This is a genomic window from Cyanobacterium sp. Dongsha4 (genome assembly GCF_036345015.1).
Lineage (GTDB): Bacteria > Cyanobacteriota > Cyanobacteriia > Cyanobacteriales > Cyanobacteriaceae > PCC-10605.
Genome location: NZ_CP084098.1, coordinates 3,844,259 through 3,866,504, shown reverse-complemented (window position 1 = coordinate 3,866,504; position 22,246 = coordinate 3,844,259). Strand labels below are relative to the sequence as shown.

The window sequence follows — 22,246 nt, the reverse complement described above, 5'->3', positions numbered from 1 at the left end:
TAAAAATTCTCAATTTTTTATTCTAAATCAGTTATTCTCTCTACTTTATCTGGTGTTTGTAACGGTTGACAAGTTCTTGCATTAGCAGGGGGAATTGGCAAATTAAAGCGACTATGAAAGTCTTTTTGCACTTTATAACTTAATCTTGGTGATACTTGTTTAACTATCTGTCTCAAGAGGCGATCGCCTGTATCATAAACTACTGACATAGGTAATTTGTAAATAAAAGGGGGAAAGGAGACAGTTACGAATAAATCTAAGCACCAATTAATACAGGTAATTATTTCGGGAGGGCTAATTTTATGACGATGATAGGCTTTTTCTATCCCTTTCGCCGCCGATGTGATGGGAATGGGATTAATAGTCATTTCTGAACGATAATTAACTTGATAACCAGAATGATTAAATTCAGGATTAGATATAGAATACATGGTATAGTGGTTTTCCATGGGAGGCTCTAAAATAACACTCATTTGCGGTTCAACATTATAGCCAAATGCACCATAGTGTCCGATAATTAGAGTATAACCATTTTCACCGTAGGGAATTGCTTTCATCGGTTCAGCACAACGCACAAACCACCCTCGATGATCATTAAGATAGTTACAAACTGTTTCTGAGTCACTATACATTTCCATGATTCCCGTAAAGTGGGTTTGAAAGGTTATAGGTTGATTTTCTCGAATTTCTTTATCTTGATTTTCTCTATCTTCTGGCATGGCGTTAATTTATCTTTCCCTCATCATTTTTTATGGGTAATGGGAGATTGGGGGGTGTTAAGATTTTGGGGAGAATGAAAAATGAAAAACCTTGTGGAATAAAGCATTGAGAGCTATCCTTAACTCTCTTTGTACCGATAAAAACTAAAACCGTTAAATTTAGAAAAAAAGATATAAAATCAAATTATCTATTATTTTTATCAATACATCTAAGGTTTAACTCCGAACCCCTAACTCCTAACTCCTAACTCCGATTTCATCGATTCTAAATATTGTTCATAACCGATTTTATCTAATTCTGTTTGTTTATCTTCTACCATTTGTCGCAAATTATCACTATATTTAAGCACTTTCTCTAATAAATCGGGTTGTTGGGAAGCTAAAATCCTAATTGCTAATAAACCAGCATTTTCCGCATTTCCGATGGCAACGGTAGCCACAGGAATCCCTCTAGGCATTTGTACAATAGAATATAAAGAGTCAATCCCTTGTAACTGTCTCGTGGTTACTGGCACTCCTACCACTGGTAAAGGCGTAAGAGAGGCAACCATTCCGGGAAGGTGGGCCGCACCTCCTGCCCCTGCGATAATTACTTTTATTCCTCTTTTATGGGCATTTTGAGCATACTTTACCATTTTTTCTGGGGTACGATGGGCAGAAACGATCGCAACTTCATATTTAATGTTAAACTGTTCACAAACTGCGATCGCACTTTTCATGGTAGGCAAATCAGAATCACTACCCATAATAATGCCAATTTCGGGATTAATTTCAGACATTTGTATTTGTTGAATAAAAGGGGTTTTAACTATAGTAATTTTAAATCATTTTGAACTAAAACATAGCCTTGAAATTATTAAAAATGAGTAATAAAATCAAAATCTTATCTATTGGTATTCTTAGTTTTTTGCTATCAATTTTAACTGCATTTATCGTTCGAGCCCAGTCACAATTAACCACTGAGTCGAAAGTAAGTATTAATAGTATTGACTCAATAAAAGTAGGAATGAATCTACCCGAAGCGGCAATGGCAACAAAGACAAAATTATATCTTGCCTATGCAGGAAGTGATAGTTGTTACTACTTACAAACAGAAGGAGAATTAAAAAATGTCTCATTCATGGTAACAAAAGATGTACAAAAAAGTAAACAACAATACATTACCAGTGATACCATTGCCAGAATTGATATAAATAACCCCAAAATCACGACTATTTCAGGAGCAAAAATTGGAGATAGTGAAACAAAAATTAAATCAATTTATGGGGACAAAATCAAAGTATCTGCCCATCCATACAATCCCAAAGGACATTATCTCACTTTTATACCTCAAGATAAAGAAGATAAAAACTACCGACTGATTTTTGAAACTGATGGAAAGGTTGTAACCAGTTACAGAGTAGGCAAATTACCAGAAGTGGAATATATTGAAAGATGTAGTTAAAAAACCTCTTGTCTAATCAGTAAATTTTATCCCAAACTGAGATGATATAATGTTCGCTGAGATTTCACGTAAAGGAGATAGTATGACAAAGGTAGCAGTATTAGGCATGGGGTTGATGGGGTATCCGATGATTTTAAGGTTAGCACAAGCTCAAATTCCCGTCATAGCCTATAATCGCACTCAAGCTAAACTAGAGTCTCTTAAAGAAAAGAATATTCCCGTTACTAGCAATATTCATGAAGCGATCGCATTTGGAGATGTTATTATTCTAATGTTGAGTGATATTGCCGCTATCCAAGAAGTAATTTTCGATTCTGGAGTTGACTTAGACGGAAAAACTATCATTCAAATGGGCACCATTGCCCCCGGAGAAAGTAAAGGATTATATGTAACAATTCAAGAAAAAGGGGGAGACTATCTCGAAGCCCCCGTTTTAGGTAGTATCCCTGAAGTTAAGAGCGGAAAACTTTTATTAATGGTAGGTGGTGATAAAAGCCTATTTAGGGCAGTGGAAGAACTTTTAACCCATTTTTCCCCTAAACCTCTTTACATCGGTGAAATAGGCAGTGCGGCGGCTCTTAAACTGGCACTAAATCAGATGATAGCAGGGTTAACCAGCACCTTTGCCCTGAGTTTAAGTTATATTCAAAAACAAGGTGTTGAGGTAGAAACCTTTATGGATATTCTCCGTAATAGTGCTTTATATGCCCCCACGTTTGATAAAAAACTACAAAGAATGTGCGATCATAATTTTAGTAATCCTAACTTTCCTACCAAGCATTTACTCAAAGACATTAATTTATTTCTAGCCTCAGCACAAACTATTAATCTAAATACAACAACTTTAGAAGGGATAAAAGAAATAACTACCCTAGCAGTGGAAAATGGAGAAGCAGACAGCGACTATTCTGCCATTATCCAAGCTATTGATAATTAAGAGGAAAGAGGTTTCAGGTTGTTGGAGAAAAACTAATTAATTACCTTTGCCCCTTGCCCTTTTAACTTTGCCCTTTTGAAATCTATTAACTAAGTGCTAATTGCTTTATGATAATTCTTGCTACCTTATCCCTAATTATTTGGATTTACTTAATAACAGCGAGGGGAAATTTTTGGTTATGTAATCAGTTTTTAGAGTCACAAATATTGAAAGAAAAACCAAATGTAACAGTAATTATACCTGCAAGAAACGAAGCAGAAAGTATCTCTATTTGCTTAGAATCTCTTTTGAATCAAGATTATAAAGGATATTTTAAAATTATTTTAGTCAATGATCAAAGCAAAGATGATACTGCAGTTAGGGCAGAAAATTTAGCCAGAGAAAAAAATCAAACTCATCAACTAACTATTCTTAATGGTAAACCATTACCCCAAGGATGGAGTGGTAAATTATGGGCAATGTCTCAGGGAGTTGAATGGGCTAGGCAAAATTTACAAACAGATTATTTTTTATTTACTGATGCAGATATAAAACACTCGGTAGATAACTTAAGTCAGCTATTAGCAAAAGCAGAAAAAGATAACCTTGATTTAGTTTCTTTGATGGTTAAATTACATTGTCAAAGTTTCTGGGAAAAGTTATTAATTCCTGCCTTTATTTTTTTCTTTCAAAAACTCTATCCTTTTCCTCTGATTAATAATCCTCGTAGTAAAGTATCTGGGGCAGCGGGAGGTTGCATCCTGATTAGAGAAAAAGCCCTAACTCGTATTGGTGGCATTGAAGCACTAAAACAAGCATTAATTGATGATTGTACTCTAGCTAGTTTAGTTAAAAAAAGTTTACCCCCTAATCATGGTATTTGGTTGGGTTTAAGTAATACTACTATTAGTTTAAGAAAATACCCCACCTTAAACCCCATATGGAATATGGTAGCACGGACGGCTTTCACTCAATTAAATTACTCGACTTTGTTGTTAATAGGTACTATTTTGGGAATGTTTATCACTTATTTAATAAGTCCGATCGCATTTTTGTACAGTCTATATACCCTTAATATACCTTTACTGATTATCTCTTTAATTACTTTATTGTTGATGGCATTAAGCTACTATCCCACCGTAAAACTCTACCAGCTACCAATATTTTATTCCTTTTGCTTAAGTGCGATCGCATTTTTATATACTTTAATGACTATTGATTCTGCTTTTAGGCATTGGCAAGGAAAAGGAGGGCAATGGAAAGGCAGGGTTTATAGTAGCAATTAGTAACCCAAGTGTGTACTAATAAAATAGTTGGTAAATTAGAGTAGCTAAGAGTCTTGTTCCACCGTCCTCTCAAGGATATAATCAAACTGTTAAACTCTTAGTAATCAAAAAGCTACATTGACAATAATTCGTAATAAAACAATTCAAAAGATAATAGTATGGCATGGATATAAAAAAAAGTTACAAACAAATAATATTCATTACATAAATAAATAATGGGAAAAGAGAGTATTTATAATGAACCTTTGAAAGGACTAACTGTAAAATCTATAAATATTAGATAGAGATATATAAGTCTCCAATCAGTTAGCTAAACTATAGAAATATCAAAGGAAAAAAGGAAAAAACCATAGTGGCTAAACCATATTGGCAATCCAAGATTTGGGGATTACTTCATGATCCCATATTGAAAGCACTACACAACAACACAGGTAGAGGCTCAAACAGTTTTTGGCGACAGTTAGGAGTGATGAATAATTGGGTAGAAAATGGCTTAAATCCCGAAGAATCTTCAAAAAAAATCATGAAACATATCAAATTAGCAGATTTTCTTACTTCTGCTAGTGATAGAGGTGCGATCGCATCTGTGACTGCACATATAGATTATAATGATAATGGTTTACAAGTTTCACATCTTCTTTCAGGGGAAAAATTAAACCTACACATAAAATCACATCAACAACTAATTAATAATCGTCAAGAATATTTAAGCAATCAAGAAAATCAATTATTAAATCAAATACCCCAAGACTTAAGGGAAAATCAAGACGACATCGAAAAAACCAAAGAATTATACTGGTGGTTATGGCGTTGCCTACCCGAAGCAGTTTGCCAACAACTTGACGACTATAGTTTACTCTTATCTCCTGCCGAAACCCGTTTACCCGATAGCAGTATTTGGAATCACGGCAGTTTAACCTCTGCTATGGCAGGGGCATTAACAGGATATAATTTAACTACGGAGGAATTGGAAGGCAACTGGCAAAAAGACAAAGAATTATCTCATCCTTACCTAACTGCCTTTACCTTTTCTCCCATCCAAGAATTAATCAAAGCCAGTCGTAAAATGCGAGATTTTTGGGCTGGTTCATGGATTTTACACTATCTTAGTGCTAAAGTGAGTTGGAAATTAGCACAAATTTACGGTGCAGATACCCTACTTTATCCCAGTTTATTTCAACAACCCTTAATAGATCATTGGTTACTGGAAAAATATCCTCATTTTCGTCAATGGATAAAACAACCCGATGGGAGAAAACTCTTAACAGCAGGTTTTCCCAATGTGATTATCTTAATCTTACCCAAAGAAAAAGTTGCTTCCGCTATGGAAACCGCAAAAAATGAATTATTAAACGGTTGGCGAGAAGTTAGCGCCTTAGTCTTAGATGATTTGCAGAATAATCGCTATTGGATGAGGGAGTTAAAAGCGCAAAGCAACACTTGGAAAGGTTGGTTAGATTCTCAATGGCAAACTTATTATGTCGGTGTATCCATTGGTAAAGAAGGAGTAGAATTAAAAAGTAGTGAAATCTTCCAAGATGAGCAAATAGTCGAAAATCCAGAAGAAGATCAAAGATGGATTGATATTCAAAATCAGGCTTATGATTTACTCGGTAAACAGGCTTTATTTTTAGAAAAAGAATTAGCCTTCTTGCAAAAAGCAGGAAAAATTCGCTTAGAAACTTGGAAAAAATATCCTTCTAGTGCTAATGTTGGTTCATGGTGGGCTAGTATCTTTGATCAAACTCGCCTTGCTTTAGCATCGGTAAAAAATGCCCGTAGTTGGGAAATACCAACTGCTTTTGGAGACAGATCAACTGTATCAGGTATAGGCTCAGTAGTACATCCGGGAGATGATTGGTTAAGCGAAGGGCAAAGTAAGTTATATTGGCAACATCACGCAGGATTGTTTGATGGTAGGGAAAAACTGAATGCCACAGAAACGGTAAAAAGAGGTTTACATAAAATTTTACCAGACTTGTTAAACTTGACAGAGGAGCAAATTAACGCCTCTTATCCAGATTTAACCGCAGGAGTTGCAGGATATTTAAAAACAGGCACAGAAGCGGAAAAAGAAGCAAAATTAACCTATTTTCATCAAGTTTGCTCTTATCTTAATCAAAAAATCATCGCTGATCACCGACAAATTCCCGACACTGTAACCCAAGCATGGGGTATTCCTTGGATTGATAATCATGATGAGAGTGACTACCACAAATATCATCCTCGTTTTCTCAATGCTGGTTGGTTAATAGAGGAGTTTGACACAGAAGAAGATATTAGCTACCGACAGGAATTGCAGAGGGAAATCAATCAATTTTATCCTCAGAATAATCCTGCTGACTGGTATGTTTTAGCCGCAGGGGATGGGGATGGTATGAGTGAATGGTTAAAGGGAGGCAAATTAGGCAACTATGAAGACTATATTGCCCCTAGTTTGTCGGAAAAAATGAAAAATAATCCTATTGCTAAAGAATATAAAGATTTTATCAAACTTCGCAAAAGAATGGGACCTTCTACCCATAGTGCGTTAAGTCGTGCCTTATTGGACTTTTCTAATCAATTAGTGCCTTATTTAACCGAAGAAAGATATGCAGGAAGGCTTATTTATGGTGGTGGGGATGATGTCTTAGCATACGGTAATCTTTGGGAGTGGGATAATTGGTTATGGGATTTACGTCAATGTTTCAAAGGTGAAGCTGATCCTCACAACGAATTTGATAATGAGGGGGATTACTGGCAGTGGCAAAATCCAGACACCATCCCTAATTCTGTTTCTCCTCGCCCGTTATTTACTATGGGCAAAAACGCTACTATTAGTTTTGGTATCATTATAGCTCATCATTCTGTACCAATGGCGATCGCACTTGAGAATATGTGGGAAGCAGAAGAAGAAGCTAAAGAACATTATTACATGAAAGAGGGGGAAAAAATTGCTAAGGATGCGGTGCAAGTAAGGGTTATTTATGGTAACGGAAATATTTTGAAAGCTACCGCCAAATTTGATACTTTTCAACAATGGAAACAACTACTTGAATCTAACTTAGATGCTAGTATTTTTGAATTAGCTAGTAATTTATGGTCATCTCATCCCGCACCTACAAAACAAGCAATTAAGGATTGGGTAATTAGTTTTTCTTTGAATCGAAATGTTGATGAAGATAAGCAAAATGAGATCAGAAATTGCTTAACTAATTTTATAGAAAATTTATGGAATACAACCTCTTTAAATGAAATTAATAACGAAGTCCAAAACTGGTTAAAATTAGCCTCTTTTATGATTCGTAAACGGGAAATATAAACTAAGGGGATAATTTTAGATGGAAATAGAACCTGATATTCCTATTGTAAATCAACTAGCTGGAATTTGACAATTAAGGAATTTAAGAACAAACCCAAATTAAAAAGGAATAGACATTAATGAATTACTCAAAAAACTCCTAATCAGTTAAAAACAATGTTAGAAAATGAAGAAATTAACCGTAAAACGTACCGACAAATCATGAAGGCTTTTGAAGATAGAGATTTAGGCAAAAGAGGTAAAAATTAATGATAGATTATATAACTATTGAAATTCAATATTTACTGAAAAATAATCAAGAATTGCAATCTTATCAACTAAATCCTCATGAATATTTTGACTTAGAAGAAAACGAAATTATTGATATTAATTCTTGTCCTAAATATAGTCATGGAGAAGAATATTTGAAACAAAATAAAGATTTTATCATTGATGATCTTTTATTTACTAAAATATTATTAACGGATTTAAAAAATAAAGAATATCGACAAATTACCGAAAGATTTTGGAATAATAGACAAAACAAAATCATTGAAAGAATCGATATGGATTTAAGTAAATTTCAGATTATTTATAATGAAATAATTATTGAAACGTTAATTAATGTCAATCCCAATAAATGGGAAATTTTAAGAATGGAAAGAAAAGAGCAAATTATGCAACCTATTTTTCATAGTTTTATTGAGGAGAATTTAGGGCAAGAGAATGAACAAGAAATTATCATTGATTGCTGTAATTTTACCAATAATAAAATAAACTATGACGATAAATTAATCAAAGAAATAATCACTAATTAATTAACAACAATATTAACTATTCACTAATTATGTCTTGGTTTACAATTACACCCCTTGATGTCTTAATGTTTCGAGATGCAAAACCCTTTACCCCCGGTGAAAGGGCATGGGCAGGAAGCCTTTTCCCTCCTAGTCATCATGCGATCGCTGGTTCTATTAGAGGTTTATTACAAAAAGACTATTTACTCAACTTAAAAGGGATATTTTTAGCCCATTATGAAAGAGAAAATATCACCCTTTATTTACCGAGTCCTTTAAATTATGTTGGCTCAAAAATGCTTTATCCATTAATGTGGAAACCTGAACATTGCTTAAATCATATTTACTGGGATAAAACGAAACCTTGTCCATTAACTACTATCAAAACCCTTAAAGATGCGGAGGATCAAGAAAGAGAAAAAGACGATAAAAAAAGACGATATTTACCCTATAATGTAATTGAAGAATGGCTCAAAACAGGTAAAATAAAAGAAGAAAATTGGCAAATAAAAATAAAAGGAGAAGATCAACCCTGGACATTAGAAAGTCGTCCCCATAACAGTATTGAAACAGGCACAAAAACTGTTAAAGATAGTGATGGTTATTTTGTGGAAAACTGCATAAGAATGCTTCCTAATTGGTCACTGGCTGTCAAAATAGAAATCAATAATTATCCTCAAGAAAATCAAGACTTAAATTCTTTAATAAAGATACCAGAAAAAGGTATAATTATTAAATTAGGAGGAGAAGGACATCAAGCCATTTTAAAACCTTGTCCTCAATTAAATAAACAGTGGGATAATCTAGTCCAATTATCGGAAAATAACTACCAACAAAAAAGAAAAAGTTTAGGTTATTTAGCCACTCCTGCTATTTTTGAAAGAACCCAAAATAATCTCGCTAAATGTCGCCCTTATCCTTGGGAATGGAAATTAGCATACACAGTCAATAAAAACCAAAAATCAGGGAACTTAGTGAGTGTAGCTACGGAAAAACCTTTAGTTATTAGTAATCGTTTTCAAAGTAATAATAACAGTATTCCAGCCCCTCAAGTGTTTGCTTCTCCTGCGGGTACAGTGTTTTATCTCAATGAACCAGAAATGCTATTTCAAGACACAGAAAATGCCCCTGAAAAAGTCAAAAAATGGCGGAGGTTAGGTTATGGTGAAATATTTTGGCTACCCTACAAAGAGGATTAAGAAAAATGCTGAAAAAATTAAATTCTAGCTAGTTTATTTAACTATAGAAGTCGCAATATTTGGACTATTTGGATTAACCATTAATTGACGGTTACTAGGAATAACAATTAAGTCCATATCTGACCTTGGAATTGCCCCTAATAATACTTGATCTCCCATGACTAAAGCACCAACAAAACCAATTCTATTTTTAAACCGAAGTTCGATCGGACCTACATAACTAATTAACTTTGTACTACCATCATCTAATGTTACCTCTTTTTTACTTACTTCCTCCAATTGTAACTGTATTTTTATATGTTCTGGAATACATAAATGAACCGCTCCAGAATCAGCTAAAGCCTCCACCTTAATCGGTTCTAAATCACTTTTACTGGGGTTTCTTAATTGAATTTCACTAAAGACTAAACCCATAAATTTCACTTTTATTTACTGTTAATTAATTACATTATATGTCAAAAAAAATGAATCAAACTTACCTTTATTTATTAGCACCATTACACACAGGCGGTACAACCCAAGAAGGCAATTTAGTCGGTATTGCCAGAGAATCTCATACCAATTTACCCTACATTCCATCAAGTACCATTCGAGGAAAATTAAGAGCAATTATCTACGATAAAAAAAATAAATTTCAACTATTTGGTAACGAATTAGGAGATGATAATGCACAATTAGAACAGGGTGATATTTGGATAGGAGATGCGTCTATTTTATTCCTTCCCGTACCTTCTTTAAGTCATGGCATTGTCTGGATTACTTCACCTTTATTATTGCATCGTTGGGTAAGGTATCAAACAAAATCGCTGACAATTCCTGAGATTTATAGTTGCAGTTTTAAACAGAATAATAGTAATGTTTATTTAAAAGATGCGATCTTAAAATCAGGTGATTTAAAAGAGTGGGAAAATTGGCAAGATTTCATTCCTAAAAATGATATAACTAAACCCATAGATAAAGTGTTAATTTTACCAGATCAACATTGTGCTACTTTAATCGAAATGAGTTTATGGCGACAGGTAAAAATCAAATTAGATGAACATAAAACCGTTGACGGAGGTTTTCGTTATGAGGAGGCTATTCCCCCAGATACTCTAATGTATTATACCAATGGTTTAACCACTAAAGCTAATGGTAGTGGTGAGGAATCTTTGAAAGAATTAAATAGTCTAATTAGTAGTAATAGAATCATTCAATTTGGAGGGCAAGAAAGTTTAGGGCGTGGTTTTTGTCAACAGTGGAATAATACCCCTAACCCCGCTTAATGACGTTTTTAATGCTATTCAAAAAGTAAAAGATAATAGGGATTAATTATTATGAAAAATCAAAAATATACCATGTTAATTCAATGGTCAAATGAAGATGACTGTTTTGTGGTTAATTTACCAGAGTGGAGCGAATTTTGTCATACTCATGGTGATTCTTATGAAGAAGCAGTGAAAAATGGTCAAGAATTACTAAATTTTTTGATCGAATCGGCTATAGAGTCTCAAGAAGAATTACCCATTCCTAAAACTTTTTCCGCTTTATCTGTAGCTTAATTTGATCCCCCCTAACCCCCCTTAATAAGGGGGGAATTTAGAACGAAAATTTTAATGTTAATCAAGGAGTAAATTATGGTAAATTTTGACCCTAGAACTATTAGTAGCCCCGTGTATGATGCTTTGAAAAACTTAAGAGAAGCAACAAAAGATCAGACTAAATTAAAAGAGCAAAAAAATCAGGCGATCGAACTTTATACTTACCTAGCAACATGGGGATTAATGCGATTAAAAGCTGAAGAAAAAGCATTAGATAAAGAAGGACAAAAATTAAAAGGAAAATTAGAAGTTGTCAAAAAATATTTTAAATGTTTAGAAGACATCTCATCTCAACAAAATTTAGCAGGAAATAACGGTTTAGAAACCATCAAAAATTTATCCGCTGATAACTACTTAGGTTTAACAGGATTAGGCTTACAAATTGCTCAAGAATTTGCTTTTTGGGCGAATGCTATTTATCACGATGTGACAGGTGATACTTAATTTTAATTACTCCAAGTATATACAATAGAAAAAAGTAGATATTTGATGCTAAAAAATTTATGTCAGTTATTAGTAAATGGGGAAATAGTTTAGCCGTGAGAATCCCAAAGGCGATCGCATCTCAGTTGCAATTAACAGAAGGAAGTGAAATTTCGATCGATGTAGTAGAAAAAAATATAATTATTAAACCTACTCATCAACGGAAAAAATACACTTTAGAGGAATTACTCGAAGGTATGACACCAGAAAAGCAACACAATGAAGTTGACTGGGGTGAACCAGTAGGAGAAGAAGTATTAGCAAAATTAGAAACTTTAGTAACTTAAATTGCTTATTTTTAAGTTTTTCTATTGTTTATTAAATAAATTTTGTATTTAACCATATTAACCTATAAAATTATGACCAATTTAAACCCAAAACCAATATTAAAATCACCGCCTACTCCTCCAAAAAAAGAAGTAAAATCAAGCACTAACCCTACTAAAAAACATAGTGGAAGTGTCGGAGGAGGAAAACCTCCTATTTCTAAAGGAAAAAAAGTCGGAGAAAGTAACAATCCTATGCCTAATTCTTGGTTATTAAATGAAAACCCACCCATTGACAAATCCGCAGGTTTTCCCGAATATTTACGGTGGATGAGAGAAGCAGATAATCCCTATAAAGACGGTACGAAAATCGAAATCTTGCAGAAAATCCAAGACAATAGCAGAAACTATAACAGTCGTCTTGCTACTCTGAATCAACGCACCAAATTAATGGCAGAGGTATCCTTTGAAGCTAAGTCAACATGGCGGATTCGGGTTGGTGGGCATCGGGGAGTGGAAAACATCCTCTTACCCGCCTTTGATGCTTTAGGAATGCCTTGTATTCCTGCTAGTAGCTTAAGAGGTGTTGCTCGTAACTATGCCATTCGAGAAATCATGAAAAATGAGGGTTTATCATGGGAAAAAGCAGAGCAAAAAATTGCTCCTTATTTTGGTTCAATTAACACCGATAATAAAGCTAATCAAGCAGGAAAAGTTGTCTTTTTTGACGCATATCCTAAAGAAGGTTGTTTAGAGATGGATATGGCAAATAATATCTGGAATTGGGACGGAAATAACCTCAAATATTCCCCTAATCCTAATCCTTTTTTGTCTCTTAAAAATGCTACTTTTATTATTGGTTTAAGACTTGCTAGTAATTGTCAAAATAAGGGAATTTTAGAAAAAGTCAAAAACTGGTTAATTAACGGTTTATTAGAAGGTATTGGTTCACAAATTAATAGCGGTTATGGACAACTTAAAACGGGGGGTAAGGAGGAATCAAACTCCGAATTTTTGAGAGTAGAAATAGGCTTACAAGGACAGTTAATTCACGGTTATCAAAAATTTACCCAATGGATTCAAAATCATCATGGTAATTGGCAAATGAGGGGAAAACCTATTGCCGAAGTGAGAAGCACTGCCTTTAAATCCATGTTAAGATATTGGTTTAGATGCTTTGGTTTAGGGGTATTACCTGCTAATAAAGTACAAGAATGGGAAGGGCAATTATTCGGCAGTATTAATCCTCAAAAAAGAGGTTATATTCAATGCAATATTTTAGAGGGTAAATTAATTCAAGCTGAACCTCGTCCTAATCAGCAAGGAAGAAATGATGATCCGGGTGAACAATCGGGGATTTTAACCTTAAGTTATTCCTCAGAAATTCCTCAAGATAAGCAAAAAGTTGTTAAAGATTTAATGTATAATCTAACTTGGATGATGCTAAATTTAGGTGGTATTGGACAAGGTGCAAGAAGACCAAATTATTCTCGTGAAAATCGTCAATATGCTCCTTGGTGGCGTGGTTCAACTTTCTTTATTGATAGTGAAGAAGACATTTGGAATGTAGCAGATAATCCTAGACAATTTGCCCAACAATTTAAGCAAAAATTACAGGCTTTTTATTCCGCTTTAGGTAGTTTAATTAATCAAAATATTAACCCTAAAAGTTTGCATAATAATGGGCGAGTTAGTAATCGAGATTGGCAAGAAGCTATAGACGCTAATTGTAAAATTGTAGTTTGTTCAGGAGATGAGGATTTTAACAAACCATACGCTTTGGCAACTTTACATTCTCAAACGTTAAAAAGAAACGGTAACTATGATGGTGATTTATGTGGAAAAGTGCAAGGAGGCGTTAAACCTTCCCCTGTATGGGTGGCAAATACTGACGAAAATGATTATCAAGTTGTAACAGTATTTGGGGCGACTCAAAACCCTCGCCGACAATTCTTAGAAAATTTAAAAGATAATGCCAAAGAATATTATCAAATTTTTCCTTTTTAACTGTAAAGTATGATCAAAAAGCTAGATAAAAAAATGAATAATCAATTAATTGTAAAAGATCCAGAAATTCTCTCAGGGATACCCGTATTTAAAGGAACTCGTGTACCTGTTCAAAATTTACTTGATTATCTGGAAGCTGGAGACTCTATTGAAGAATTTTTAGATGATTTTCCCACAGTAAAAAAAGAAAATGTATTAATGTTTTTAAATATTTCCATAAAATATTATTTGGCTAGTGATTATGAAAGTGTTGCTTGATGAGTGTTTACCTAAAAAACTAAAAAGAGAAATAGCTAATCATAATTATAGTGTTATCACCGTTCCTGAACAAGGTTGGGCGGGTACAAAAAATGGTAATTTATTAAGACTAGCGGCTACAGAATTTGATGTATTTATCACCATTGATAATAATTTATCTGCACAGCAAAATTTAACTAATATTGATTTAGCCGTTATTGTTTTATCAGCACCAAATAATAGAATAGAAACCTTAAAATTTTTCGTACCCAAAATTAAAGAAATTCTTACTAATATTCGCTCTGGTGAAATAATTTATGTTAATGATAAAACACTCTAAAAAACTTAATTAATTATGACTAAAACTATTTTAGTGGCTACCATTGGCACTCGTGATTTAGCTTTATATTGTGATGAGTATAGTCAACAGTGGCTTAATATCGGTAATGCCTCTAAATCTAATGTTGACGGGGAAGATAGCCAAGCGGTAAGGGTTCAATATGAATTAGGTATTTCTGATACTTTTCGTAATGTTACTAAACATTTATCAGACAATTGGGAACAATATCAAGATAAAATTAAGCCTATTATTATCGGAAAATTAATTGAAGATTATCAAAATAAAATTGATACTGTTTATCTCATTGTTACTGATCAAATTAACACTGCTAATCGTCAATACTATCGCTATGATACCTTGTATTCTGGTTATATAATCCAAAAATATCTACAGAAGCATTATAACTTTGAAACTAAGGTTTTTATTCAAGGAAATGAACCTAATAATAATCCTGCTAATTTTGAACAAATGTTTCTTTGGTGGGAAAAATTTTGGGATGCGATCGCACCTAATAATAAAAACAATCAGAACTTAATTTTATGTTTAAAAGGAGGAGTTAATCAGTCATCAGAAGCGGCAAGAATTACCTCTATTACCAGATTTGAAGAAAAGGTAATTTTTTATGACTTTGAAGAAAATACTCAGGATAATTTAGCAGGAATACCATCTCCTTATACAAAACCATTCATCGGAGTTAATTATCTTTGGAGTCGCAAAAAAGCAGAGGCTTTAAGTTTATTAGACAGACATGATTATGAGGGAGTAAATGCTATTCTTTCTCCTTATTATCAAGATAGTAATAATGAGTATATTCGCAAGTTAAAACTTTATTTAGGTAAAGCGATTAAGTGGAATATTACAGATTTTGATACTTTTATTGATAAATTACAACAAATCCCGAAAGATAATTGGTGGTGGCGAGGATATGAGTCAGCTTATCTGGGTTTTGTGCGTTTTAAACAGGGTAATAATATTGAGGCTTTTTTCCATGCTTTTCGTGCGATCGAGGGTTTAATGAGTGAGTTAATTAATTTTAAATATACGGATTATGTTATTTCTCCTAAAGGGGAAACTCCCTATTTAAGATCCAGTATTTGCGATAAAAATAGCCCATTTTCAGAGTTTAAAAAACAACGAGGCTTATTTAATCAAGATGGTAGAGTTTATCTTTATGGTGGTGGTTTGGATTCTCTAGTGGAGATTGCTTTACCTCATATCAAAAATGAACATCAATGGAAGCGTTTTTTTGTTCATATTAAGCCGTGGCGTAATCGTATTTTTCATCGTTTAAAACATTTAGAAAAAGGTGATTTATTTAATGTTTGTTGGGAAGTTCAAGATGTTCAACAATGGAAGAAGACGGTTTTATACTATTTAAACTCCCTTTCAGGACAAGATTATCCTAGCTTAGAAAAGGCTAGTTTCATGGCGGGGTATCACAAGGAAATTAAAGATTTGATTCAACGGTATCAACCTAAGTAAATAAAACAAAATACAAAAATACTTTGCGATCAATCCGATAAATCACCTCAAATATTTATTCTTGCGTGGGATCGGTCGATGTCTTGCTAAATAAGGATTTCAGGGATTTTTCTTTGACAAAAATGGGTTAAATTGATTATAATTTTGCTATCGGTCGCAAACCGCCTCTGGAATTATTATCAGATAAGCGTTTTAAAACTGGCTCTCTCTCCCTTAATGGGGGAAACTAATTGAATGGAATTTTGGAGCCTGATATTTTACTCATTGATGAAGTTTTTGGTGTTGGTCTCTCCCTTAATGGGGGAAACTAATTGAATGGAATTGGGGAAAAGATAGTATTGTGATGTTACATCTTGTCCACTCTCTCCCTTAATGGGGGAAACTAATTGAATGGAATTTGAACAGTCTAAAATTACTTGCGGGTTACTCTTTCTAACTGTCTCTCCCTTAATGGGGGAAACTAATTGAATGGAATTACAAAGGAAACTTGTAAAGCGAGAGCTGAAGAAGTTCTTAACTCTCTCCCTTAATGGGGGAAACTAATTGAATGGAATATCGTCAACTCTAAAGATGCGATCGAGTCTATTCGCAATGGTACTCTCTCCCTTAATGGGGGAAACTAATTGAATGGAAACTTGTACAGCAACAATTCTTCTAATGATAATCCCATATCTCTCCCTTAATGGGGGAAACTAATTGAATGGAAACCTTTGAGTTTGACCTAAATTGTGAGTCTTGGATCGCACGCTCTCCCTTAATGGGGGAAACTAATTGAATGGAAACACTGGATAGTTTGTCACTGGGCAGTTGAATTACACACCTCTCTCCCTTAATGGGGGAAACTAATTGAATGGAAACCCTATAAATAGGGAAAGTAAAAAATAACTTATTACTCTCTCCCTTAATGGGGGAAACTAATTGAATGGAAACTTCAGATATTCTTTAAGTGCGATCGAGCAAATTTGGGATGTTGATAACTCTCCCTTAATGGGGGAAACTAATTGAATGGAAACATAAATATGAATTTTGAATGGGATATAAATAAAAATATTAGTAACCAACAAAAACATGGGATTACTTTTGAAGAAGCACAGTCAATTTTTGATGATTTATCCGCTATTATTTTTGAAGACGATCGATTCGCCTATGGTGAATTGCGATTTATCATCATAGGTCAAATATATTTAGAAACTCTCAATAAGTATATTTTAGGGATTGTAGTTTATACTGAAAGAGCAGACAAAATTCGGATTATTTCAGCGAGAAAAGCCTCTAAACAGGAAAGAAAACTATATGAGTAAGAACAATTTTTCTGATATGTCAAAAGAAGAAAGACAAAAAATTGTCTGGGAAATGTCTGACGAGGATATTGATTTTAGCGATATACCTGAAATTAATGAAGATTTTTTCAAAACAGCAAAAAGAATCGAACATCCTCGCAAATCCAAGACAGATACCGTTAGAATCAAATCAGATCTCATAAACTGGTTTAAAAGTCATGCTCAAGAAAATAGTTATGAAGTATTAATAAATAATGTTCTTGAAAACTATATTCACCATCAAACAGAACATTAAATTAAACTGCAATTAAAAAATTATGAGTCGTTTAACTTTAAGATTACCAGAAACATTGCATCATAAATTGGCTAACCTAGCTAAAAGCGAGGGGGTTTCATTAAATCAATATATTGTCTATGCTTTAAGCTGTCAAATACATAATAGTTATACCATTAATTCTTTATCGGAAAAGGAAGTAGAAAAACAAGAATCTAATTTTAATGATTTAATCAAGGAATTAGGTAGTCTTGAAGATGAAGAAATTACCATGATTTTAAATCAAAGAGAAATGACCGAATCGGAAGATCAATTACCTAGAGAAATTACAGAAAAATTAGCCTCAAAATTAAGAAAATTATAATAAACCATAACGTTGTGAGAGTGCAATGCCTTCGGCACAGCTACGTTGCACACGCTTTAGGAAATTAGGAAATTTCTTGATTAATAAAATCCCAAAAAGTACGGGGATTAATAACGGGAATATTTTGAATAGGATGTAAAATCAGTAAATCTGTATCTCCAGTAATCAGATGTGAAGCGTTACCATTTAAAGCTAATTCAATAAATTTATCATCTTTTGTATCTCGGCATAAATTAACTCGTTTCAATATTGGCACATAAAACCATGTAGCCTTGATGCGTAAAGATAATCCTTCAATGTCATCAGGTTGAATATATTGAGCAAATTTCGATCGAGCTAAAACCGATAAAAGTTCAGCTAAAGTGTCAGTAGAATATAAAATAATTCCATTATCCTCTCCCCAGTTTAAAACTTTTGCAGGAATGGAATAAGGGGATAAAATAGCACTAACCAAAACATTTGTATCAACAACGAGGCGTATGGAAGAATTAGTCATCTTTTAAAAGTTCATTCAAGATGTCTTCGGTTAAGCCATTTTCTTGGGCTTTACGTCCAATATTTGCCCTAAATTGTTGAAATTCCTGAATATTAGTGCGAGTGATACGGTTATAGTCTTCCATTGACATAATAACGGCAACATCACGGTTTTGTTTCCGAATAACTACAGGTTCACGTTGAGCTTTATCAATAACTGAGGCAAAGGTTTGTTTGGCTTCGGTTGCGGTAACGAATTGCATAATCACACCTTTGTTTAGGGGTATTAACCATATTATAGACAAAATAGACAAATTGTCCACAAAATATTATTTTTTAAGAAATATTGTTATAACGTTGGGAGAGTGCGATCGCACCTTCTTTATGTTTTTTTCGTAAATCTTCAGGGTAAATAACTTCGACACAACTACCATAACTCTGTAACCAAAATAAAAATTCATTAAGAGAACGGGGAGGAAGACTGATAAAATAATCGAGAAATAAAATTTGATTATTGTAGTTATCTTTAGTAACTTTTATTCTTTGTTTAGAGTGTCTTAAATCTCCTTCCAAAATAAAATTAGAAATAGGAGGATAAAACCTGACTTTAATTTTTTCTAGTGTCAGTTTTCCTTTCAATTCTAATTGTTGTTCATCTAAATTACCCAGATTTAAACCCCAACCATTAGTTAATAACTGTTCAACATTTTTCAGACATTCTTTTTGAGCTTGAATATTTCTACCTGCGGGGGATAATAGTCGAAAATAGTCACTAAAACGATTTAATCTTCCTATAATAAAATGACCATTAGCACAGTTTTCATATACTAAATACCAAGCAATATTATAATAAATTAACTGAATAGGAATGATAATTTCTATACCAATATTTCCTTGATTATAAGGGTCTTTTTTACGAATAATTTCGATGGCTTGTCCTTTGATAATAGCTTTTTCTAAAGATGGTATATGATGATATAAAGTCTTTTGATTATTTCCCTTTAAAATCATTTCTTGGGGATTTGTATAGTTAATGGCACGGTTATAATTCCTTTTCACAGGATAGAAAAAGTCGTCTTTTTTCTCTAAATTTAATCCCCTTAATCTTTTTTCTAATTCCTGATACAGTTTTTGAGCGATCGCATCTCCTTGATAGTTTGCCATAGACTCTAAAGCATCAAAAGCAGTTTTAAATTCGGGTTTAGTCATAACGCCAGTACCGAAATAGTAACCCCAACGATACATTCTTCTTTCTAAAATATTGTATTCTCGGAGAGTTTCTAAATCTTTTCTGAGAGTGGCAATGGCTGGAGTGGGAATGTCAATATGATATTGTTGAGCGGTAGAGATGATTTTTTGTTGCAGTTGATGGATAACGTTGGTGTTGGAGTCTTCTTCGTGCGATTCGTTCTAGTCAAAGTTAAGGCAAAATAGCCAAGACGTAAACTAGGCAAGGTTCACATATAATGTACCTTGACAACTTATTTACCATGAAGGTGTAAATCCTTCCCTCTCGATGTTGGAGTGACGGCATAACCGACAGTGAATTAGTGTTTGGTAAACTAAACGCTGAAGCTCGGTTAAATGGGAGTAATGAATAACCTTAATTCAAACTCTGTCTAGCGAAGTTATCCATGAGTAGGAAACAAACCTATGCCTGAATCATCGTAATTCCAATCCAGTGAAAATAAGGTTGATACACTGGGGACAAAAAAGTCAAAGGTCTAAGATACTAGCAGCCTGAAAATGCTGAACTAGGAACATCTATATAGACTCGGTGAAAAGTAGGATTCTAAAGATAACAAAGAATGGTAAATAGGAACGAAGTAACCCCACACTGACTCTTGTAAGATGAAACTCACAAGTAGTAACCAGCGTAAGTCAATATGGGAAAGGATTGAGTAAGAAGCCAAAGCTCCTTTGTAATGAAAGAGATATGCTGACGTACTCACTTTGATAAACAATGTAAACAATCGATTAGTAATTAATAAGTCATGGACTCGTTGAAGTATGAATGGAACAACTGGAACGAAATAGACTGGAAAACAGTCGAAATTGCAGTGTTCAAGTTACAAAAGAGGATTTACAAAGCAAGTCAACGTGGTGATATAAAGTCAGTACACAGACTACAACGTTTACTCACTAACTCTTACTTTGGTAGGTTATGGGCAACCAGAAGGGTAACACAAGACAATCAAGGAAAGAAAACCGCAGGGGTTGATGGAGTCAAATCCTTAACGCCCAATCAAAGGTTTAAACTTACAAATAACCTTAAATTAAACGGTAAAAGCAAACCGACAAGGAGAGTTTGGATACCCAAATCCAACGGGGAGCAAAGACCACTTGGAATACCCACAATGGAAGAAAGAGCAAAACAAGCTCTATTAAAACTAGCCTTAGAACCACAATGGGAAAGTAGATTCGAGGGAAACAGTTATGGCTTCCGTCCAGCAATGTCATGTCATGACGCTATAAAAGCAATATACAACAGTATAAGTCAAAAACCTAAATATGTTCTGGATGCTGATATAGCAAAATGCTTTGACAAAATTGACCATAATAGATTGCTTACAAAACTTGAAACATACCCAACATTAAGGAAACAAATAAAAGCATGGCTAAAGAGCGGAGTAGTTGATAAAAACTGGTCAGCTACTGAGAAAGGAACACCTCAAGGTGGAGTAGTCTCACCACTATTAGCCAACATTGCACTACATGGAATGGAACTAGAAATAAAGAAATTCATGGAAAGTGTGGATAGTCTCAAAGTTTTTGGAAGAAGGGTAAGTAAACAAGAAAAGAGAAATAGTATAAGTCTAATTAGATATGCAGATGATTTTGTAATATTACATCACAACTTAGACATAATTCTCGAATGTAAAAAAGTAATTGAAGGATGGTTAAAGGAAATAGGGTTAGAGCTAAAACCTAGTAAGACTAGAATTTCTCACACCTTATATGAATATAATGGACACAAAGGGTTTGACTTTCTCGGTTTTAACATCCAACAGTATAAAGTTGGAAAGAATCAAGGGGGAAAAACAGGAAGTAAAAACAACAAAAAACTCGGATTCACTACCCTGATAAGACCAACCAAAGAAAAAATCAAAGCCCATATACAAAAGGTAAAAGAAATCGTTAATAAGCACAAAAGTAGTCCACAAATAGCATTAATCAAAGAACTAAATCCAATAATAAGAGGGTGGTCAAACTACTATAGTGCGGTAAACAGTTCTGAAATATTTTCATACTGTGACCACGTTCTATACCTACAATTAAAAAGATGGGCAGAAAGAAGACACTCAACTAAATCGAAAAAATGGGTTGTCAACAAATATTGGCACACCAAAGAAAATAGAAATTGGGTCTTTGCTACGATTAAAGAGGAAGGTATGGGAATGGAGTTAGCATTACACGCTGACACAAAAATTAAATACCATACAAAGGTAGAAAAAGGCAGAAGTATATTTGACGGAGACTTAATCTACTGGAGTACACGCATAGGAAACTATCCTGAAATGCCTACAAGCAAAGCAAAATTGCTAAAAATACAAAAAGGCAAATGTAACTACTGTGGACTGAACTTTAAAGATGGAGATATGTTAGAGATTGACCATATTATTCCAAAATCAAAAGGTGGTAAGGATATATATAAAAATCTACAACTCCTCCATAAACATTGCCATGATGATAAGACATCCATAGATGGGAGTCTGAATTGTACCCATGACAAGGGGTTTATCAGAGAGGAGCGGAATGAGGTGAAAGTCTCACGTTCCGTTCTGAAGACGAGTGTAGGTGGCGACACCTATGCTTAG

Annotated in this window: 24 protein-coding genes and 1 CRISPR repeat array; of the genes, 18 read left to right on the top strand and 6 right to left on the bottom strand. The window is 33.8% G+C overall.

The genetic code is table 11. The features are described from left to right. Positions 1-17 precede the first annotated feature (17 nt). Positions 18-719 (bottom strand): DUF1997 domain-containing protein, encoded by a 702-nt coding sequence (locus Dongsha4_RS16810; protein ID WP_330203446.1) that lies wholly within the window; start codon positions 717-719, stop codon positions 18-20. A 230-nt stretch (positions 720-949) separates the two neighbouring features. After that, a complete protein-coding gene (gene purE, locus Dongsha4_RS16805; RefSeq protein WP_330203445.1) occupies positions 950-1,498 on the bottom strand; it encodes a 5-(carboxyamino)imidazole ribonucleotide mutase in 549 nt (182 codons plus the stop codon). An 83-nt stretch (positions 1,499-1,581) separates the two neighbouring features. Between purE and Dongsha4_RS16800 the strand changes: the two genes are divergently transcribed. From Dongsha4_RS16800 to Dongsha4_RS16775, 6 genes are all read left to right on the top strand, one after another. Next, positions 1,582-2,163 carry a hypothetical protein gene (locus Dongsha4_RS16800; protein ID WP_330203444.1) on the top strand — a complete coding sequence of 194 codons (582 nt, stop codon included), beginning with the start codon at positions 1,582-1,584 and terminating at the stop codon, positions 2,161-2,163. Positions 2,164-2,212: 49 nt separating this feature from the next. Continuing rightward, entirely contained in the window at positions 2,213-3,100 is an 888-nt protein-coding gene (locus Dongsha4_RS16795; RefSeq protein WP_330203443.1) for an NAD(P)-dependent oxidoreductase, read from the top strand. A 107-nt stretch (positions 3,101-3,207) separates the two neighbouring features. Further along, entirely contained in the window at positions 3,208-4,365 is a 1,158-nt protein-coding gene (locus tag Dongsha4_RS16790) for a glycosyltransferase (RefSeq protein WP_330203442.1), read from the top strand. 352 nt (positions 4,366-4,717) lie between these two features. Continuing rightward, entirely contained in the window at positions 4,718-7,666 is a 2,949-nt protein-coding gene (cas10, locus tag Dongsha4_RS16785; RefSeq protein ID WP_330203441.1) for a type III-B CRISPR-associated protein Cas10/Cmr2, read from the top strand. A gap of 248 nt (positions 7,667-7,914) precedes the next feature. Then, entirely contained in the window at positions 7,915-8,463 is a 549-nt protein-coding gene (locus tag Dongsha4_RS16780) for a hypothetical protein (protein ID WP_330203440.1), read from the top strand. A 29-nt stretch (positions 8,464-8,492) separates the two neighbouring features. Then, positions 8,493-9,641 (top strand): type III-B CRISPR module-associated Cmr3 family protein, encoded by a 1,149-nt coding sequence (locus Dongsha4_RS16775; RefSeq protein ID WP_330203439.1) that lies wholly within the window; start codon positions 8,493-8,495, stop codon positions 9,639-9,641. A gap of 33 nt (positions 9,642-9,674) precedes the next feature. On the opposite strand, the gene Dongsha4_RS16770 is transcribed toward Dongsha4_RS16775, so the two are convergent. After that, positions 9,675-10,055 carry a clan AA aspartic protease gene (locus tag Dongsha4_RS16770; protein ID WP_330203438.1) on the bottom strand — a complete coding sequence of 127 codons (381 nt, stop codon included), beginning with the start codon at positions 10,053-10,055 and terminating at the stop codon, positions 9,675-9,677. A gap of 50 nt (positions 10,056-10,105) precedes the next feature. Between Dongsha4_RS16770 and cmr4 the strand changes: the two genes are divergently transcribed. From cmr4 to Dongsha4_RS16715, 11 genes are all read left to right on the top strand, one after another. Then, positions 10,106-10,906, top strand: coding sequence for a type III-B CRISPR module RAMP protein Cmr4 (gene cmr4 / locus Dongsha4_RS16765; RefSeq protein WP_330203437.1), 801 nt, complete (start codon positions 10,106-10,108; stop codon positions 10,904-10,906). Between the two features lie 51 nt (positions 10,907-10,957). Next, positions 10,958-11,182 (top strand): type II toxin-antitoxin system HicB family antitoxin, encoded by a 225-nt coding sequence (locus Dongsha4_RS16760; RefSeq protein WP_330203436.1) that lies wholly within the window; start codon positions 10,958-10,960, stop codon positions 11,180-11,182. Between the two features lie 75 nt (positions 11,183-11,257). Further along, complete coding sequence (locus tag Dongsha4_RS16755; protein WP_330203435.1) at positions 11,258-11,665, top strand: hypothetical protein; 408 nt, start codon at positions 11,258-11,260, stop codon at positions 11,663-11,665. A 59-nt stretch (positions 11,666-11,724) separates the two neighbouring features. Next, the gene (locus tag Dongsha4_RS16750; protein ID WP_330203434.1) at positions 11,725-11,991 is read left to right on the top strand and encodes an AbrB/MazE/SpoVT family DNA-binding domain-containing protein; all 267 of its coding nucleotides are present in this window, start codon (positions 11,725-11,727) and stop codon (positions 11,989-11,991) included. Positions 11,992-12,063: 72 nt separating this feature from the next. Continuing rightward, complete coding sequence (locus Dongsha4_RS16745; protein WP_330203433.1) at positions 12,064-13,977, top strand: RAMP superfamily CRISPR-associated protein; 1,914 nt, start codon at positions 12,064-12,066, stop codon at positions 13,975-13,977. A 33-nt stretch (positions 13,978-14,010) separates the two neighbouring features. Further along, complete coding sequence (locus Dongsha4_RS16740; protein WP_330203432.1) at positions 14,011-14,235, top strand: DUF433 domain-containing protein; 225 nt, start codon at positions 14,011-14,013, stop codon at positions 14,233-14,235. After that, complete coding sequence (locus Dongsha4_RS16735) at positions 14,219-14,554, top strand: DUF5615 family PIN-like protein (RefSeq protein WP_330203431.1); 336 nt, start codon at positions 14,219-14,221, stop codon at positions 14,552-14,554. The genes Dongsha4_RS16740 and Dongsha4_RS16735 overlap by 17 nt, the downstream gene beginning before the upstream one ends. Before the next feature lie 15 nt (positions 14,555-14,569). After that, entirely contained in the window at positions 14,570-16,036 is a 1,467-nt protein-coding gene (locus Dongsha4_RS16730) for a hypothetical protein (RefSeq protein WP_330203430.1), read from the top strand. A 206-nt stretch (positions 16,037-16,242) separates the two neighbouring features. Then, positions 16,243-17,049: a CRISPR direct-repeat array (repeat unit 36 nt; unit sequence CTCTCCCTTAATGGGGGAAACTAATTGAATGGAAAC). Between the two features lie 6 nt (positions 17,050-17,055). Continuing rightward, positions 17,056-17,337, top strand: a complete 282-nt coding sequence (locus Dongsha4_RS16725) for a BrnT family toxin (RefSeq protein WP_330203429.1) — start codon at positions 17,056-17,058, stop codon at positions 17,335-17,337. Further along, positions 17,330-17,611 carry a hypothetical protein gene (locus Dongsha4_RS16720; protein ID WP_330203428.1) on the top strand — a complete coding sequence of 94 codons (282 nt, stop codon included), beginning with the start codon at positions 17,330-17,332 and terminating at the stop codon, positions 17,609-17,611. The genes Dongsha4_RS16725 and Dongsha4_RS16720 overlap by 8 nt, the downstream gene beginning before the upstream one ends. Positions 17,612-17,633: 22 nt before the next feature. Next, on the top strand, positions 17,634-17,954 hold the full coding sequence (locus Dongsha4_RS16715) for a toxin-antitoxin system HicB family antitoxin (protein ID WP_330203427.1): 321 nt from the start codon (positions 17,634-17,636) through the stop codon (positions 17,952-17,954). 64 nt (positions 17,955-18,018) lie between these two features. Here the strand turns inward: Dongsha4_RS16715 and Dongsha4_RS16710 are convergent, their stop codons facing one another. The 3 genes from Dongsha4_RS16710 to Dongsha4_RS16700 all read right to left on the bottom strand — a co-directional run bounded on the left by Dongsha4_RS16710 (position 18,019) and on the right by Dongsha4_RS16700 (position 19,673). Further along, the gene (locus tag Dongsha4_RS16710; RefSeq protein ID WP_330203426.1) at positions 18,019-18,450 is read right to left on the bottom strand and encodes a putative toxin-antitoxin system toxin component, PIN family; all 432 of its coding nucleotides are present in this window, start codon (positions 18,448-18,450) and stop codon (positions 18,019-18,021) included. Beyond that, complete coding sequence (locus Dongsha4_RS16705; protein ID WP_099435509.1) at positions 18,443-18,691, bottom strand: type II toxin-antitoxin system Phd/YefM family antitoxin; 249 nt, start codon at positions 18,689-18,691, stop codon at positions 18,443-18,445. The genes Dongsha4_RS16710 and Dongsha4_RS16705 overlap by 8 nt, the downstream gene beginning before the upstream one ends. A gap of 73 nt (positions 18,692-18,764) precedes the next feature. Continuing rightward, positions 18,765-19,673: a WYL domain-containing protein gene (locus Dongsha4_RS16700; RefSeq protein ID WP_330203425.1), complete on the bottom strand. Its 909-nt coding sequence runs from the start codon at positions 19,671-19,673 to the stop codon at positions 18,765-18,767. Between the two features lie 749 nt (positions 19,674-20,422). Between Dongsha4_RS16700 and ltrA the strand changes: the two genes are divergently transcribed. Further along, on the top strand, positions 20,423-22,246 hold the full coding sequence (gene ltrA, locus Dongsha4_RS16695; protein WP_330203424.1) for a group II intron reverse transcriptase/maturase: 1,824 nt from the start codon (positions 20,423-20,425) through the stop codon (positions 22,244-22,246).

Bases quoted from the DNA above. Each gene is read 5' to 3' on its own strand.
- Dongsha4_RS16810 (WP_330203446.1), bottom strand. From the start codon at position 719: ATGCCAGAAGATAGAGAAAATCAAGATAAAGAAATTCGAGAAAATCAA.
- purE (WP_330203445.1), bottom strand. From the start codon at position 1,498: ATGTCTGAAATTAATCCCGAAATTGGCATTATTATGGGTAGTGATTCT.
- Dongsha4_RS16800 (WP_330203444.1), top strand. From the start codon at position 1,582: ATGAGTAATAAAATCAAAATCTTATCTATTGGTATTCTTAGTTTTTTG.
- Dongsha4_RS16795 (WP_330203443.1), top strand. From the start codon at position 2,213: ATGTTCGCTGAGATTTCACGTAAAGGAGATAGTATGACAAAGGTAGCA.
- Dongsha4_RS16790 (WP_330203442.1), top strand. From the start codon at position 3,208: ATGATAATTCTTGCTACCTTATCCCTAATTATTTGGATTTACTTAATA.
- Dongsha4_RS16780 (WP_330203440.1), top strand. From the start codon at position 7,915: ATGATAGATTATATAACTATTGAAATTCAATATTTACTGAAAAATAAT.
- Dongsha4_RS16775 (WP_330203439.1), top strand. From the start codon at position 8,493: ATGTCTTGGTTTACAATTACACCCCTTGATGTCTTAATGTTTCGAGAT.
- Dongsha4_RS16770 (WP_330203438.1), bottom strand. From the start codon at position 10,055: ATGGGTTTAGTCTTTAGTGAAATTCAATTAAGAAACCCCAGTAAAAGT.
- cmr4 (WP_330203437.1), top strand. From the start codon at position 10,106: ATGAATCAAACTTACCTTTATTTATTAGCACCATTACACACAGGCGGT.
- Dongsha4_RS16760 (WP_330203436.1), top strand. From the start codon at position 10,958: ATGAAAAATCAAAAATATACCATGTTAATTCAATGGTCAAATGAAGAT.
- Dongsha4_RS16755 (WP_330203435.1), top strand. From the start codon at position 11,258: ATGGTAAATTTTGACCCTAGAACTATTAGTAGCCCCGTGTATGATGCT.
- Dongsha4_RS16750 (WP_330203434.1), top strand. From the start codon at position 11,725: ATGTCAGTTATTAGTAAATGGGGAAATAGTTTAGCCGTGAGAATCCCA.
- Dongsha4_RS16745 (WP_330203433.1), top strand. From the start codon at position 12,064: ATGACCAATTTAAACCCAAAACCAATATTAAAATCACCGCCTACTCCT.
- Dongsha4_RS16740 (WP_330203432.1), top strand. From the start codon at position 14,011: ATGAATAATCAATTAATTGTAAAAGATCCAGAAATTCTCTCAGGGATA.
- Dongsha4_RS16735 (WP_330203431.1), top strand. From the start codon at position 14,219: ATGAAAGTGTTGCTTGATGAGTGTTTACCTAAAAAACTAAAAAGAGAA.
- Dongsha4_RS16730 (WP_330203430.1), top strand. From the start codon at position 14,570: ATGACTAAAACTATTTTAGTGGCTACCATTGGCACTCGTGATTTAGCT.
- Dongsha4_RS16725 (WP_330203429.1), top strand. From the start codon at position 17,056: ATGAATTTTGAATGGGATATAAATAAAAATATTAGTAACCAACAAAAA.
- Dongsha4_RS16720 (WP_330203428.1), top strand. From the start codon at position 17,330: ATGAGTAAGAACAATTTTTCTGATATGTCAAAAGAAGAAAGACAAAAA.
- Dongsha4_RS16715 (WP_330203427.1), top strand. From the start codon at position 17,634: ATGAGTCGTTTAACTTTAAGATTACCAGAAACATTGCATCATAAATTG.
- Dongsha4_RS16710 (WP_330203426.1), bottom strand. From the start codon at position 18,450: ATGACTAATTCTTCCATACGCCTCGTTGTTGATACAAATGTTTTGGTT.
- Dongsha4_RS16705 (WP_099435509.1), bottom strand. From the start codon at position 18,691: ATGCAATTCGTTACCGCAACCGAAGCCAAACAAACCTTTGCCTCAGTT.
- Dongsha4_RS16700 (WP_330203425.1), bottom strand. From the start codon at position 19,673: ATGTATCGTTGGGGTTACTATTTCGGTACTGGCGTTATGACTAAACCC.
- ltrA (WP_330203424.1), top strand. From the start codon at position 20,423: ATGGACTCGTTGAAGTATGAATGGAACAACTGGAACGAAATAGACTGG.